The organism is Pseudomonas sp. Irchel 3E20, assembly GCF_900187645.1.
Classification (GTDB): domain Bacteria; phylum Pseudomonadota; class Gammaproteobacteria; order Pseudomonadales; family Pseudomonadaceae; genus Aquipseudomonas.
Genome location: NZ_FYEE01000015.1, coordinates 13047 through 26835, shown reverse-complemented (window position 1 = coordinate 26835; position 13789 = coordinate 13047). Strand labels below are relative to the sequence as shown.

The 13789-nt window shown below is 63.0% G+C and carries 12 protein-coding genes, 4 tRNA genes and 1 pseudogene; 5 read left to right on the top strand and 12 right to left on the bottom strand.

What is annotated here, in order from left to right; all coding sequences use genetic code 11:
* Positions 1-49: 49 nt before the first annotated feature.
* Positions 50-565 (top strand): DUF2062 domain-containing protein, encoded by a 516-nt coding sequence (locus CKW13_RS21680; protein ID WP_095110823.1) that lies wholly within the window; start codon positions 50-52, stop codon positions 563-565.
* A gap of 51 nt (positions 566-616) precedes the next feature.
* Here CKW13_RS21680 and CKW13_RS21675 read toward each other — a convergent pair whose 3' ends face one another.
* The 4 genes from CKW13_RS21675 to CKW13_RS21660 form a co-directional block, all read right to left on the bottom strand.
* Positions 617-1396, bottom strand: coding sequence for an ABC transporter permease (locus CKW13_RS21675; RefSeq protein ID WP_095110822.1), 780 nt, complete (start codon positions 1394-1396; stop codon positions 617-619).
* Positions 1393-2325, bottom strand: a complete 933-nt coding sequence (locus CKW13_RS21670) for an ABC transporter ATP-binding protein (protein WP_095110821.1) — start codon at positions 2323-2325, stop codon at positions 1393-1395. Before CKW13_RS21670 ends, CKW13_RS21675 begins: the two co-directional genes overlap by 4 nt.
* 133 nt (positions 2326-2458) lie before the next feature.
* Positions 2459-3082, bottom strand: coding sequence for a glutathione S-transferase family protein (locus tag CKW13_RS21665; protein ID WP_095110820.1), 624 nt, complete (start codon positions 3080-3082; stop codon positions 2459-2461).
* A gap of 43 nt (positions 3083-3125) precedes the next feature.
* A complete protein-coding gene (locus CKW13_RS21660) occupies positions 3126-3785 on the bottom strand; it encodes a transglutaminase family protein (protein ID WP_095110819.1) in 660 nt (219 codons plus the stop codon).
* 238 nt (positions 3786-4023) lie between these two features.
* On the opposite strand from CKW13_RS21660, the gene CKW13_RS21655 reads away from it, so the two are divergent.
* Together CKW13_RS21655 and CKW13_RS21650 are read left to right on the top strand one after the other, a co-directional pair.
* The gene (locus tag CKW13_RS21655; RefSeq protein ID WP_095110818.1) at positions 4024-6471 is read left to right on the top strand and encodes an acyl-CoA dehydrogenase; all 2448 of its coding nucleotides are present in this window, start codon (positions 4024-4026) and stop codon (positions 6469-6471) included.
* A gap of 93 nt (positions 6472-6564) precedes the next feature.
* Entirely contained in the window at positions 6565-6963 is a 399-nt protein-coding gene (locus CKW13_RS21650) for a PA2817 family protein (protein ID WP_095110817.1), read from the top strand.
* A gap of 39 nt (positions 6964-7002) precedes the next feature.
* Here CKW13_RS21650 and CKW13_RS21645 read toward each other — a convergent pair whose 3' ends face one another.
* Positions 7003-7959 (bottom strand): LysR family transcriptional regulator, encoded by a 957-nt coding sequence (locus tag CKW13_RS21645; RefSeq protein ID WP_095110816.1) that lies wholly within the window; start codon positions 7957-7959, stop codon positions 7003-7005.
* Between the two features lie 114 nt (positions 7960-8073).
* Here CKW13_RS21645 and CKW13_RS21640 point away from each other — a divergent pair, with 114 nt between their 5' ends.
* Entirely contained in the window at positions 8074-8712 is a 639-nt protein-coding gene (locus CKW13_RS21640) for a LysE family translocator (RefSeq protein ID WP_095110815.1), read from the top strand.
* Between the two features lie 19 nt (positions 8713-8731).
* Here the strand turns inward: CKW13_RS21640 and CKW13_RS21635 are convergent, their stop codons facing one another.
* The 5 genes from CKW13_RS21635 to CKW13_RS21615 form a co-directional block, all read right to left on the bottom strand.
* Positions 8732-10792 (bottom strand): TonB-dependent receptor, encoded by a 2061-nt coding sequence (locus CKW13_RS21635; protein WP_095110814.1) that lies wholly within the window; start codon positions 10790-10792, stop codon positions 8732-8734.
* A 186-nt stretch (positions 10793-10978) separates the two neighbouring features.
* Positions 10979-11054, bottom strand: a tRNA-Gly gene (locus tag CKW13_RS21630).
* Between the two features lie 3 nt (positions 11055-11057).
* Positions 11058-11133, bottom strand: a tRNA-Glu gene (locus CKW13_RS21625).
* 104 nt (positions 11134-11237) lie between these two features.
* A tRNA-Gly gene (locus CKW13_RS21620) sits at positions 11238-11313 on the bottom strand.
* A 2-nt stretch (positions 11314-11315) separates the two neighbouring features.
* Positions 11316-11391, bottom strand: a tRNA-Glu gene (locus tag CKW13_RS21615).
* A 360-nt stretch (positions 11392-11751) separates the two neighbouring features.
* Between CKW13_RS21615 and CKW13_RS21610 the strand changes: the two genes are divergently transcribed.
* Entirely contained in the window at positions 11752-12522 is a 771-nt protein-coding gene (locus CKW13_RS21610; RefSeq protein ID WP_095110813.1) for a hypothetical protein, read from the top strand.
* Between the two features lie 67 nt (positions 12523-12589).
* Here the strand turns inward: CKW13_RS21610 and CKW13_RS25060 are convergent, their stop codons facing one another.
* Positions 12590-13432, bottom strand: a complete 843-nt coding sequence (locus tag CKW13_RS25060) for a methyl-accepting chemotaxis protein (RefSeq protein ID WP_371856252.1) — start codon at positions 13430-13432, stop codon at positions 12590-12592.
* Positions 13433-13447: 15 nt separating this feature from the next.
* A pseudogene (locus CKW13_RS25055) lies at positions 13448-13651 on the bottom strand (HAMP domain-containing protein); the annotation flags it as partial.
* Positions 13652-13789 lie beyond the last annotated feature (138 nt).

Sequence of the window (13789 nt, the reverse complement as noted above, 5' to 3'; positions counted from 1 at the left end):
TTCGGTAGATTCCGGGCATACTGCCCGCTTGAACCGACCGAGAATTCCCATGCCCCGGCGCTTATTCAAACGCTACATGCCCGACCCGACCAGTATCCGGGAACACAAGTCCTTACGCTTTCTCGGCAAATTGCTCCACGACCCCAACCTCTGGCACCTCAATCGCCACTCGGTTGCCCGCGCCATGGCGGTGGGCCTGTTTGCCGCGTTCATGCCGATCCCGGCGCAGATGCTGCTGGCCGCCGCCCTCGCGGTGTCGGTGCGCGGCAACATGCCGATTGCCGTGAGCCTGGTGTGGCTGACCAACCCCATCACCATGCCGCCGGTGTTTTTCTGCACCTACCAGCTCGGGGCCTGGCTGATGAACGTGCCGCCGCGCAGCCTGCCCGACGAGCTGACCTGGGAGTGGATCAGCAGCCAGCTTTCCACCCTGTGGCAGCCGTTCTTGTTGGGCTCGGTGGTGGCCGGCGTGGTACTCGGCGCCCTCGCCTATTGCCTGACCATGCTGTACTGGCGCTGGTGGGTGGGACGCCAGTGGAAGCAACGCCAGAAAAAGCGCCAGTAAAAACGCAAACGGCCTCCAGATGGAGGCCGTTTTTCATTACGTATCAATTAGCTATTGGCGCATCCCGCGCCCGCTCACCAGCAGCCGTGCGCAACCGATGTACAGCACCGCGGTGGCCACCAGCATAAAGGCGATGGCGACGCTGATCTTGATGTCCGACACGCCCAGGATGCCGTAGCGGAAGGCGTTGACCATGTGCAGCACCGGGTTGGCCAGCGACACGGTCTGCCAGAACGGCGGCAGCAGGCTGATGGAGTAGAACACCCCGCCCAGGTAAGTCAGCGGGGTCAGCACGAAGGTCGGGATAATCGAGACATCGTCGAAGTTGCGTGCAAATACCGCGTTAATGAACCCCAGAAGCGAGAAGATCGTCGCCGTCAGCACCACTACCACCACGGTCACGCCCAGGTGGTGAACCTGCAAATCGGTGAAGAACAGCGACAGCAGCGTCACGATCAACCCCACCATCAGGCCGCGCAACACGCCGCCCACGGTATAGCCGATGAGGATGGTGTGGGGCGACACCGGCGACACCATCAATTCCTCGATGGAGCGCTGGAACTTGGCGCCGAAGAAGCTCGACACCACGTTGCTGTAGGCGTTGGTAATCACCGACATCATGATGAGCCCCGGCACGATGTACTCCATGTAGGTGAAACCGCCCATGTCGCCAATCTGCCGGCCGATCAGGTTGCCGAAGATCACGAAGTACAAAACCATGGTGATCGCCGGCGGCAGCAGGGTTTGCGGCCAGATGCGGGTAAAGCGCCGCACTTCACGGTAGATGATGGTGTTGAGGGCAACGAGGTTGGGCCGCAGTTCCGAGTTCATATGGCCACCTTCGCCAGGTTTTTTTCCACCAGGGACACAAACAACTCCTCAAGGCGATTGGTTTTGTTGCGCAAGCTCAGCACTTCGATGTTCTGCGCCGCCAGTTGGCCGAACAGCGCGGTGATGCCCACGGCCTTGTCCACCTGGACTTCCAGGGTGTGGTTGTCCACCAGCCGATTGGGGTAGCCCACCAGCGCCGGTGGCGCTTGCAGGTTGTGCTTGAGGTCGAGCAAAAACGTCTCGACATGCAGTTGGCCGAGCAACTGACGCATGCTGGTGTTCTCGACGATGGTGCCGTGGTCGATGATGCCGATGTTGCGGCACAGCTGTTCAGCCTCTTCCAGGTAATGGGTGGTGAGGATGATGGTGATGCCTTTCTCGTTCAGCTCGGTGAGGAAGGTCCACATCGAGCGGCGCAGTTCGATGTCCACGCCCGCGGTGGGCTCGTCGAGGATCAGCAGGCGCGGCTCGTGGACCAGGGCGCGGGCGATCATCAAGCGCCGCTTCATGCCACCAGAGAGCGAGCGCGACGGCACATCGCGCTTGTCCCACAGGCCGAGCTGGGTCAGGTACTGCTCGGCGCGTTCCTTAGCGACTTTGGCCGGGATGCCGTAGTAGCCGGCCTGGGTCACGACGATGTCGAAGGTCTTCTCGAACTGGTTGAAATTGAATTCCTGCGGCACCACGCCGATGCAACGCTTGAGCGCCGCCGGGTTGCGGTCCAGGTCATGGCCGAAGATGTTCACCGTGCCGCTGGTCTTGTTGACCAGGGTGGAGAGGATGCCGATGGTGGTGGATTTACCGGCGCCGTTAGGGCCGAGCAAGGCGAAAAAGTCACCTTCGGCGACGTCCAGATCGATACCACTCAGGGCCTGGAAACCGTTGCCGTAGGTTTTGGTTAGCTGCCGGATGGACAGAGCGGAACTCATATCGGATTCATGCACCAAGAAGGAAGGAAAAGAGAAAAACCAGCGTGGGCCGCAAGCAATGCAGCGGCACCGACAGGCGCAATGGTGCTTGTCGAGGCCGCACAAGTACAGTCACCTGTGTTGATAGTCGGTATTAAGTCAACGCAGTCATCACCGCGTGGCGGTAGGCCGGGCGCTGTTTCAGGCGCTCGTACCAGGCGTGCAAATGGGGCAGCGGCGCGCGCTCGATGGGCATCTCGAACCAGGCGTAAATAAAACTGCCCAGGGGAATATCGCCCATGCCGATGGCCTCGCCCGAGAGGTAGGGTTGGCCAGCCAACGCCTGGTCCACACGGGCCAACAATTGCGCGCAGGTGTCGCGGGCGGCGTGAATGGCGGCCCAGTCCTGCTGCTCGGCGGGGGTGCGCAGCACGCCCCAGAACACCTGGCGGAAGGGTTCGGCAAAGGTCGAAGTGGTCCAGTCCATCCACTTGTCGGCGCTGGCCCGGGCCTGCACATCGGCCGGGTACCAGGGCGAATCGCTGGCGTGGCGGGCGCACAGGTAGCGCACGATGGCGTTGGATTCCCACAGCACAAAGCCATCGTCCTCGATCATCGGGATCCGCCCGTTGGGGTTGAGCACCCGGTACTGCGGCGTGTCCACCACGCCAAAGGCACCGCCGGCGTCCAGGGCCTCGTAGGCCAAGCCCAACTCTTCGGCGCACCACAGCGCCTTGCGCACGTTGGATGAGTTTTTCCGACCCCAGATTTTCAGCATGAGCGCTCCCAGATGGCTAAATGCCCGGGCAGTCTACGCCGGATCAGGCGCGACTCAAATCGCTCTGCAAGTCCCCCAGCAGGCCGCTCTGATGTTCGGCGAACAAGTGCGGATAGCACTGGGCAATGTGGCCGAAGAACAACGCCTCGGGCACATCGGCGAACTGGCCGTGGTCCACCAGGTACTCCATCGACTGCTGCCCCTGGCGGTTGAAGGGGTGGAATACGCTGTCGTTGACCCCATCGAAATCCAGGGCCGGCACATCGAATAGGTCGCACAGTTTCTGGTTGAACGCAGGCGTGGCCTTGACCCAGCGCCCGTCCAGGTACAGCTCGGTGTAGCCGTGCATGGCGAACACGTCGCTTTTGAGCAGCTCGATCAGGCGCGGCGTGGACAGGTGGTTGCGCACATCGGCCAGGCCAATGCGCGCCGGTATCCCGCAATGCCGCGCGCACCCGGCCAGCAGGGTGGCCTTGGGCACACAGTAACTTTCGGCGCTGTCCAGGGCGTAGCTGCCGCGCAGGGTGTCGGGGTCGCGGCTGAAGGTGTAGGGGTTGTAGCGCACCGCTTCACGCACCGCGTAGTACAGGTTCACCGCTTGCTCGCGCGGCTCGCGAGCAGTGCCGCGATGTTTTTGCGCGAACTCCACCACCGCAGGGTGGTCACTATCGATGAACCGGCCGGGCTTGAGGTATTCGTGCATGGGAAGGCTCTCCTGGGGAAGCCCCGAGTCTAGCGACAGACCCCGCACACGGATAACGACGTTTCGGCCAAATATCAGGGATTGCCACCGGGGCAGGCGCCAGCACTCTTACATCTGCCGCCGACCCGACTGACAATCATCACGCACACTGTCCTACCCCGCTCTCACCGCCCCCGCTTCACAGATGCCGTCTACGCTCTGAGGGTGGTTTTGCCCCTGGCCTCATGGAGGATTGAATATGTTGCTGTTGTGGATACTGGTTCTGGTGCTCGGCATTGCTTACCTGGCGCATCGCCGGGTCGCGCCCCTGCCCGCGATGGGCGTGGTGGCCGTGTACCTGGTGGCCATGGGCGTCGCCAGCCACGCACCGGGTTGGCTGCTGCTGGTTTTCTGGCTGTTGCTGGCCGCCGTGGCCGCGCCCCTGCTGTTGCCGGACCTGCGCCGCAAACTGTTCACCGCGCCGCTGTTCAGCTGGTTCCAGAAAACCCTACCACCCATGTCCCAGACCGAACGCGATGCCATCGACGCCGGCACCGTGTGGTGGGACGGCGAGCTGTTCAGCGGGCGGCCCAATTGGGACACGCTGCTGGCCTACCCCAAGGTGCAGTTGAGCGAAGAAGAACAAGCCTTCCTCGACGGCCCCACCGAAGAACTCTGCGCCATGGTCAGCGACTGGCAGATCGGCCAGGACATGGACCTGCCGCCCCAGGCCTGGGAGCACATCAAGCAAAACGGCTTTTTCGCCCTGATTATCCCCAAAGAATTCGGCGGCAAAGGCTTCTCGGCCTACGCCCACTCCCAAGTAGCGATGAAACTGGCCACCCGCAGCGGCGACCTCGCGTCCACCGTGATGGTGCCCAACTCCCTCGGCCCGGCCGAGCTGTTGCTGCACTACGGCACCGATGAGCAGCGCAACCACTACCTGCCACGCCTGGCCCGGGGCGACGACATCCCCTGCTTCGCCCTGACCGGGCCGCTGGCCGGCTCCGACGCCGGCGCCATGCCCGACACCGGAATCATCTGCAAAGGCCAGTGGCAAGGCCAGGAAGTGCTGGGCCTGCGCCTGAACTGGGAAAAGCGCTACATCACCCTCGGCCCCGTCGCCACCCTGCTGGGCCTGGCGTTCAAGGCCTATGACCCCGAGCACTTGCTCGGCGACCAGGAAGACCTGGGCATCAGCCTGGCGCTGATTCCCACCGACACCCCCGGCGTGGAAATCGGCCGCCGCCACCTGCCCCTGGGCGCGGCGTTCATGAACGGGCCGAACTCGGGCAAAGACGTGTTCGTGCCGCTGGACTGCCTGATCGGTGGCCAGGAAATGCTCGGCAAAGGCTGGATGATGCTGATGAACTGCCTCTCCGTGGGGCGCTCCATTTCCCTGCCGGCGGTGGGCACCGGCGCGGCCAAGTTCACCAGCCTGGTGACCGGCCAGTACGCCCGGGTGCGCGAGCAATTCAACGTACCGCTGGCGGCGTTTGAAGGCATCCAGGAAGCCCTGGCGCGCATCGGCGGCAACGCCTGGCTGATGGACAGCGCCCGCATGCTCACCGCCAACGCGGTGGACCTGGGGGAAAAACCCTCAGTACTTTCGGCCATCCTCAAGTACCACCTCACCGAGCGCGGCCGCGAGTGCATCAGCCACGCCATGGACGTGCACGGCGGTAAGGGCATCATCATGGGGCCCAACAACTACCTGGGCCGCAGTTGGCAAGGGGCGCCGATTTTCATCACCGTGGAAGGCGCCAACATCCTCTCGCGCAACCTGATGATCTTCGGCCAGGGCGCGATCCGCTGCCACCCGTTCGTGCTCAAGGAAATGGCCCTCGCCGCCCGTGAAGACAAAGACCAAGCCCTGGTGGAGTTCGATGGCCTGCTGCTCAAGCACATCGGCTTTGCCGTGAGCAACGCTGCCAGCACCCTGGTGCTCAACCTGGGCCTGGGCCACTTCGAAGCGGCGCCCGGAGACAAGCTCAGCCAGGGCTACTTCCGCGCCCTCAACCGTCAGGCTGCGGCCTTCGCCCTGCTGGCCGACCTGTGCATGATGCTGCTGGGCGGCGAACTCAAGCGCCGCGAGCGGCTGTCGGCACGCCTGGGGGATGTGTTGAGCAACCTGTACCTGGGCAGCGCCGCCCTCAAGCGCTACCACGACCTCGGCTCGCCCGACTACATGGAGCCGCTGCTGTGCTGGGCCATGGAGGAAAGCCTCGGCCAGGCCGAACGGGCGCTGGATGAACTGCTGAGCAACTTCCCCAACCGCGTGCTCGGCTGCCTGCTGCGGGTGGTGGTGTTCCCCTTCGGCCGGCGCCACACCGGGCCGTCGGACACACTGGCCGCGCAAGTGGCTGCGTTAATCGGCCGCGCCAAGGGCGACCCGGCCCTGGAAGAGTTGCTGCAAGGCTGCTACCGCCCGCAATCGGCGCAAGACCCGGTCGGCGCGCTGCAACACGCCTGCGACCTGCTCGACGGCGCCCAACCCTTGCAGAAAAAACTCCACGCCGCCCTCAAAAGCGGCCAGGTCACCCCGGCCGCCGGCGAGCATGCCATCGATGCCGCCCTGGAGGCCGGCGTGTTGCAGGCCGGCGAGGCGCAGACCCTGCGCGACGCGCAAACGGCGCAGCGCGCGGTGATCGACGTCGATGACTTCAGCAAAGAGGAACTGAGCGCCAGCGCCGGCAAAGTGCGCTGACCACTGCCCGCAAAGCGGGCGGGTAATGAAAAACGGGCGCCGCGGCTATATACTCCGGCGCCCGTTTTGCTTCAGTTCTAGAGGACCCTTCATATGCTCGACCAAACACTCGTCCAGCTCGACCTTCTGCGCAGCATCCTGGTCGCGGTAGGTGATGCCGAGCAGGTGCCGGAAGAGAGCCACGCCTTGTTCCTGGAACGCTTCGACGAACTGCGCGCCTCCTTGCCCATCGAGCCGATCGAAAGCCAATACCTGGGCCAGGACCTGCTGTGCCAGGTGATCCAGCGCTACCCGCAAATCGCCCACCTGGTGCCCCGCGACCTGCTCTGGTACTTCGCCGGCGACTGCCTGCACTACATGCCCGACGACGAAATCGACCTGTACCAGGCCCTCGAAGACCGCCGCTACGAAGCCGAGCAGAACGACGAACCCTTCGACTGGAACCAGGAAAAGCAACTGCTGGCCATGCCTGACGAGGGCAGCAAGCACTGATCCGCCGCCACGCTTGACCCAAGGCCCGCCAGCCCTGCGCTACGGGCCTTTTGTTTGCGCGGCTTTCCAGGGTGCCAACGTCGGCTCGCGGCCCAGGCATTCAACCAGATAGTCGATAAACACCCGCAACTTGGGCGGCAGGTAGCGGGTGGGCGAGTACAGCAACCAGGCGTCGCCCGTGTAGGAGGCGATGAAGTCCCAGTCCGCCAGCACCTGCACCAGGGTGCCCTGCTCCAGGGCATGGCGCGCGGTGAAGTACGGCAGGCTGGCGATACCCACATGCTGCAACGCCGCGTCCAGGCGCACGCCGGTGTGGTTGGCGGCATAGCGCCCGCGCACGGCCACCGTCACCGCGCGGCTGCCCTGCTTGAATTTCCAGCGTGCATCGCCCGGGGTTTCCCCCAGGTAAATACAGCTGTGGCCGAGCAAGTCCCGAGGCTGGCGCGGCGTGCCGTGCTCGGCCAGGTACTGCGGTGTGGCGCACAGCAAGTGGTCGATGGGCAGCAAGGGGCGGCCAATCAACCCCGGCGGCGGGCTGTCGGTGATGCGGATGCTCAGGTCGACGTTGTCGTCGATCAAATCCACCTGGCGGTCTTCGAGGATCAACTGCACGTCCACATTGGGGTAGCGGCGCAAAAACTCGGCCATGTGGGGGTGCAACACAAAACGCCCGACAGCCTTGGGCACACTGACCCGCACCAGGCCCTGGGCCTCCTGCACGTACTGGCCGCTGACCGCCAGCACCGCACGGGCGGCGCTGACCATGTCCTGGCAGCGCTTGAACACTTCTTCGCCGCTTTCGCTTAGGCGCAATTTGCGCGTGGTGCGTTGCAGCAGGCGCGTGCCCAGGGCCTGTTCCAGGCGCGAAATGCTGCGGCTCACCGCCGAGGGTGACAGGCCCAATTGGCGCGCGGTTTCGGAGAAGTTGCCGGTTTCCACCACCTTGACGAAGGTGGCCATCTCGGCCAACAGCGGTAACGGTAGATTGATGCCCATGGCGCATAAGTCCATTGAAATTTGCACGGATTATCCACTATCGCGCGCAAGTTTATACTGCGCCCCATACCGCTGATCGCCAGCCGCCGCACTCCCCGCCCTTTTGGAACCGCCATGCTCTCGACTTATCTGGGCGAATTCATCGCCCTGGCCACCATTCACCTGCTGGCCGTGATCGCCCCCGGCCCGGACTTCGCCGTGACCATCCGCCAAAGCGTGCGCTTCGGCCGCCTCACGGGCCTGTGCACCGCCCTGGGCATTGGCGCGGGGATTTCCGTGCACGTGCTCTACACCCTGCTGGGCGTGGGTGCACTGATGCACGCCCTGCCCTGGCTACTGACGGTGGCCAAGGTGGTGGGCGCTGGCTACATTTTGTATTTGGGGATCAACCTGCTGCGCAGCAAGGCCCGCAGCCAGTTGGAAGGCATGGCGCAAGCGGAACCCGATTCGCCCCGGCAACGCCTGGGCAAGGCCTTTATGACCGGGTTCCTGACCAACGCCACCAACCCCAAGGCGACGCTGTTTTTCCTGGCGATTTTCACCACCGTGGTCAGCGCCTCGACACCGTTGCAGGTGCAGGCGCTGTACGGGGTGTGGATGTGCCTGGTCAACGCGGCGTGGTTCGTCATCGTCGCGCTGTTTTTTTCCAGCGCCCGGGTGCGCCAGGTATTCCTGCGCCTAGGGCACTGGTTCGAGCGCAGCATGGGGCTGATCCTGATTCTGTTCGCCGGGCGCCTGATGTTGTCGCTGTAACCCCCGGCGAACCGCGGCGCTACAGGTCGTAGCGCAGCGCCAGGCCCAGGGTACGCGGGGCGCCGACGTCGATGATGTCGTCCACGCGGTTGTTGGTGACGTACTCCTTGTCAAAGGCGTTTTTCACGTAGGCAGAGACGGTGACGTTCTGGGTCAAGGGGTACTGGCCGTTGAAGTTGACCAGCACGTAGTTGTCGCTTTTGCGCTCGCCGGTCACCTTGCCCGCGTCGTTGAACTGGTACTGCGAAGGGCTCGCGGCCTGGTAGGTGACGTCGGTATTGAGGCTCAAGCCGTTGTCCAGGCGATAGGTGCCGCCCAGCGAGACCTTGTACTTGGGCGAATGGAGGAACGACTCGCCGCTCATGTCCTCGCCATTGCCGGTGACGAAATCCTTGTACTTGCCATCGGTCACCGCACCGCCGGCGGTCAGGGTCAGGTGGCGGCTCACGTCCTTCTCGACGAACAGCTCCAGGCCCTTGATCTCGCTGCGCCCGGCGTTATAGATGTGCACGAAGTTGCCCGCGTCATCCAGCACGCTAACCTGCTGGTCTTTCCAGTCGGTGTAGTAGAGGTTGGCGCGGGCGCGCAGGGTTTTTTCCTGCCACGCGCCGCGGTACGACAACTCGTAGGTGGTGGTGTATTCCGGGTCGTAGGCCGCGTGGCCGCCACCGGCGCGCACGTTGACGCCACCGCCGCGATAGCCCTTGCGCACCATGAAGCCGACAAATTGGTCGGTGGCCAACTCGTAGTCAATGCCCAGTTTGGGCAGCACGGCATTGAACGACTTGCTGACCTTGCCAGCGCTGGAGAAGTCGTCCTGGTCGATGTCGGTGTCGTTCTGTTCGTGGTCCAGGCGCAGGCCGGTAATCAGGGTCCAGCGCGGCACGAAGGTCCAGTTGATCTCGCCGAACAGGGCCTGGTTCTGGATCCGCGTATCGCCCTTGGTGGTGCCGCCCAGTACTTTGTCGAACAGCAGGCGATCGTGGAAGTTGTTGGTGGTGTTGCCGTAGTAGGCGCCGACGAAACTGCGCAGCGTCTCGGATTGATAACCCAGGCGCAGTTCCTGGCTGAACAGGTCACCGTCCTGATTGCGCAGGACCACATCGTTGGCCGTCGCGCTCTGGTCGAAATCCAAGCGGGCGCTGTAGTCCGAATGCGTGTTGGCGGTCAGGCTGGTCAGGGTCCAGGCGTCGTTCAAGCGGTAATCGACCTTGGCGCTGAGGGTGTCTTGCTTGAGGTTGTCGAACGCCTGGGTGTCGGACGAAATCTTGTAGTACTGCACCTTGTCGTTGACCCGCATCACCGAGCGATCGCCCTGGCGGTGCTCGTTGTGGGCGTAGGTGAACAGTACGTCAACATCGTCTGTCGGCAGAATCAGCAATTTGCCGCGGGCATTGCTGGTGCGACGAGGGTTGGCGTCGTCGTGCAGGTCGACGTTGCGAATAAAGCCGTCGCCTTCCTGGTAGTCCACGGCAATGCGCCCGGCGATCTTGTCTTGCACAAGCGCACCGCCACCGGCCACGGCAGCACCGTGTTCGCCGTAGTTACCGACGTTGGTCTGCGCGGAAAAGCTCGGCTCGAATGTAGGATTCTTGGTTTGGATCACCACCGCACCGGCCAGGGAGTTACGCCCCTGGGTGGTCGATTGCGGGCCAAGGAACACTTCCACCTGCTCGGCGTCCCACAGCGGCGTGGGGCTCAGGGTCAAGGCGCGGTTGGGCTGCTGGGCGCCGTCAACGTATACCGAAATGGCGCCATTGAGGGTGGCCGGGCCCTGGTCATCGAAACCGGACACCGGCACGCCGCGAATACCCCAGGTTTCATTGCCGGCCTGGTTGTAGACGCCGGGGGTGCGGGCGAAGACGTCCACCAGGTCTTTATCGCCGTGTTCGCGCAGCTTTTCTTCGGTGACCACCACCACGCTGGACTGGGTCTGCGCCAGGGTGCGGTTGATTTTTTCCCCAGTCACCGTGATCGGCGCGATTTCCAGCACGTTCGTGACGGTGTCAGCCCAAGCGCTAGGCGCCAGGTAATACGCCGACCCGATGGCCAGCACCCAGGTGCGTCTCTTGAAAGGCATGCCCTGCTCCCCTGCGACAGATCGTTGTTTTTTTGTCTGCAAACTGGCACTTGGCGCCAGCGGGGCGGAGTCTAAGGGAAAAGCAAGCGCAGAGAAACAAGATTGATAATACGTCTCATTAACACCGAAATCGACAAATCGCGCACAAACAAAAACGCCGCTCTATTGAGCGGCGTTTTCGTGAAATGGAGCGGGAAACGAGACTCGAACTCGCGACCCCGACCTTGGCAAGGTCGTGCTCTACCAACTGAGCTATTCCCGCAAATGGCGTCCCCTAGGGGACTCGAACCCCTGTTACCGCCGTGAAAGGGCGGTGTCCTAGGCCACTAGACGAAGGGGACACGCTAACTGGAACACATGGTGTGTATCCCAGTGCCCAGACCCTCACCCGAAGGCTTGGTCCTGGTTTCACTCAGTGCCGCCCGAAAGCAACACCGTTTAAAAATGGAGCGGGAAACGAGACTCGAACTCGCGACCCCGACCTTGGCAAGGTCGTGCTCTACCAACTGAGCTATTCCCGCAATGGCGTCCCCTAGGGGACTCGAACCCCTGTTACCGCCGTGAAAGGGCGGTGTCCTAGGCCACTAGACGAAGGGGACACACGTACAACATTCACTGCTTACTGCGTGTTTGCTGTGTGCTTTACGCTGTAAGTGGCGCGCATTCTATGGATGGATTGGGGGGTCGTCAACCCCCAACTATAAATTTATTTAAATCAATGACTTCGGGGTGGTTTCAGGGCGCTCCCCGGGATTTGTGCCGCCCGGTGTTTGGCGCCTATATTCTGGCGCCCGACAAGACGCTATAGTTCACCGAGCCAGATGATGGCAAAGTGCACCCATCGTTTACTACCCTTATATAAGCAGCGAAGCGACCGGCTCCAACTCGTCGTACGGGCCTATGCGCCTATAGGCTAAGCCACTACACTCGCACGCCAATCCCCTGAAGAGGCCTTACCGGTGACACCACTCATGATCGCCCTGCTAGTCATAGCCGGGATTGTCCTATTGATTGCCATTGGCTACATGAACCATGTGGTGGAAAACAACAAACTGGAAAAGGCGCGTACCCGGGTAGAACTCAATGACCGTATCCGCCGTTGCGGCGAAATCACCGAGACCTTTCCCGGCCAGTTGATGACGCCAGCCCTCAAGTTGCTGCTCACGCGCCTGGAACTCAATGTCACCCAGCGCCTGCTCAACCTGAACAAGTCCGACCCGTCCATCAAAGCGCGGATTGCCGAACTCCAGGCGTTGGTGGCCCAGGGCGAATCGATCCCGGTCAACAACCCGCCGGGGCCGATCCTGACCGAAGCCAAGGCCAAGGACGTGCGTTTCCTGCTCGAAGCGCTGCACGGCCAGGTCACTCGCGCGGTGCAAGATGGCTTTCTGCCCACCAACGAGGCCAAGCACTGGCTGCGGGAAATTCGCCACCTGCTGGTGCTGCTGCACATCGAGTTCTTCAATAACCTGGGCCAGCACGCCCTGCAGCAAAACCAACCGGGCCAGGCTCGCCTGGCGTTCGAGCGCGGCGCCCAATACCTGCGCAAGCAGCCGGACCCGGCGGTGTACAACGAGCAGCTCAAGTACCTGGAAAAACTCCTGGCCCGCGCTAACTCCATGGTGCTGACCAACATCCAGCCTACCGAAGACGAAGCCAACGAACTGACCGAAGGCCTCAAAGCGGCAGAAGCCGACGCCGACTGGAAGAAGAAAGTCATCTACGACTGACGGCCAATGCCCGCCCACGCTCACCGACGTGGGCGGGCGCTCTCCCCCCGCCCGCAATACCGGCCTGCTACAGGCGAAAGTGCTCCACCATCCCCTGCAATTGCCCGCCCAACTGCGCCAACTCGATGCTCGAGGTGGCATTGCCCTGCATCGCCAGTGACGAATGCTCGGCACTGGCGCGGATGCTGGTGACGCTGCGGTTGATTTCCTCGGCCACCGAACTCTGCTGCTGCGCCGCCGCCGCAATCTGCTGATTCATTTGCTGGATCAACGACACTGCCGCCGCAATGCTGCCCAAGGCACTCTCGGTCTGCAATGCATCGCTGACAGCCAGCTTCACCAACTCACCACTGCCTTGGATCTGCTGCACCGAAGCACTCGCCGCTGCGCGCAAGGTACTGACCAGGCGTTCGATTTCCTCGGTCGATTGCTGCGTACGCCGGGCCAGCGCGCGCACCTCGTCCGCGACCACGGCAAAGCCCCTGCCCTGCTCGCCCGCGCGCGCCGCCTCGATGGCCGCGTTCAGCGCCAGCAGGTTGGTCTGCTCGGCCACGCTCTTGATGACCTCCAGCACCGTACCGATGTTCTGGATCTGCGCACTGAGGCTCTCGATGCTGTTACTGGCCGCCGTGGCCGAACCCGCCAGTTGCTCGATGCGCTGCAAACTCTGGCGCACCACCTGCTGGCCGCCCTCGACCTTGTCGTCCGCAGTCTGCGCCGCCTGGGCCGCTTGTTCGGCGTTGCGCGCCACATCATGCACGGTGGCGGTCATCTGGTTCATGGCCGTCGCCACTTGTTCGGTTTCTTCTTTTTGGCTACTGACTTCCCGGTGCGTCTGCTCGGTGACCGCCGACAGCGACTGGGCTGCACCGGCCAATTGTTCGATGCCTACCTGCAACCCGCTGACCATGCGGCTCAGGTCCTCGCCCATCTGCGCCATGGCCTGCATCAACTGGCCCATTTCATCGCGCCGGGTGACGGGAGCCATGGCCGTCAAGTCCCCCGCGGCGATGCGCTGGGCAACCGCAATCACGCTGCGCAACGGCGCCACGATCAAACGGGTGATCCCCCATGCCGCCAGCAACCCCACCAGCAACGCCAGCACCGAGGACGCGCTAATCAACAACATGCTCTGTTTGATGCGCGCCTGCATGGCCTGGTCCTCGACGCCATAGGCCTGATCGACCCGCGCCACCACCTCGGCGGCCCGCTCGTGCAATTGCTGGTACACCAGGTTCTCCCGGGCCAGCAGCGCCGTGTATTCACT

Excerpts from the sequence above, each read along its gene's own strand:
- CKW13_RS21680 (WP_095110823.1), top strand. The coding sequence starts at position 50 with ATGCCCCGGCGCTTATTCAAACGCTACATGCCCGACCCGACCAGTATC.
- CKW13_RS21675 (WP_095110822.1), bottom strand. The coding sequence starts at position 1,396 with ATGAACTCGGAACTGCGGCCCAACCTCGTTGCCCTCAACACCATCATC.
- CKW13_RS21670 (WP_095110821.1), bottom strand. The coding sequence starts at position 2,325 with ATGAGTTCCGCTCTGTCCATCCGGCAGCTAACCAAAACCTACGGCAAC.
- CKW13_RS21665 (WP_095110820.1), bottom strand. The coding sequence starts at position 3,082 with ATGCTGAAAATCTGGGGTCGGAAAAACTCATCCAACGTGCGCAAGGCG.
- CKW13_RS21660 (WP_095110819.1), bottom strand. The coding sequence starts at position 3,785 with ATGCACGAATACCTCAAGCCCGGCCGGTTCATCGATAGTGACCACCCT.
- CKW13_RS21655 (WP_095110818.1), top strand. The coding sequence starts at position 4,024 with ATGTTGCTGTTGTGGATACTGGTTCTGGTGCTCGGCATTGCTTACCTG.
- CKW13_RS21650 (WP_095110817.1), top strand. The coding sequence starts at position 6,565 with ATGCTCGACCAAACACTCGTCCAGCTCGACCTTCTGCGCAGCATCCTG.
- CKW13_RS21645 (WP_095110816.1), bottom strand. The coding sequence starts at position 7,959 with ATGGGCATCAATCTACCGTTACCGCTGTTGGCCGAGATGGCCACCTTC.
- CKW13_RS21640 (WP_095110815.1), top strand. The coding sequence starts at position 8,074 with ATGCTCTCGACTTATCTGGGCGAATTCATCGCCCTGGCCACCATTCAC.
- CKW13_RS21635 (WP_095110814.1), bottom strand. The coding sequence starts at position 10,792 with ATGCCTTTCAAGAGACGCACCTGGGTGCTGGCCATCGGGTCGGCGTAT.
- CKW13_RS25060 (WP_371856252.1), bottom strand. The coding sequence starts at position 13,432 with ATGGTCAGCGGGTTGCAGGTAGGCATCGAACAATTGGCCGGTGCAGCC.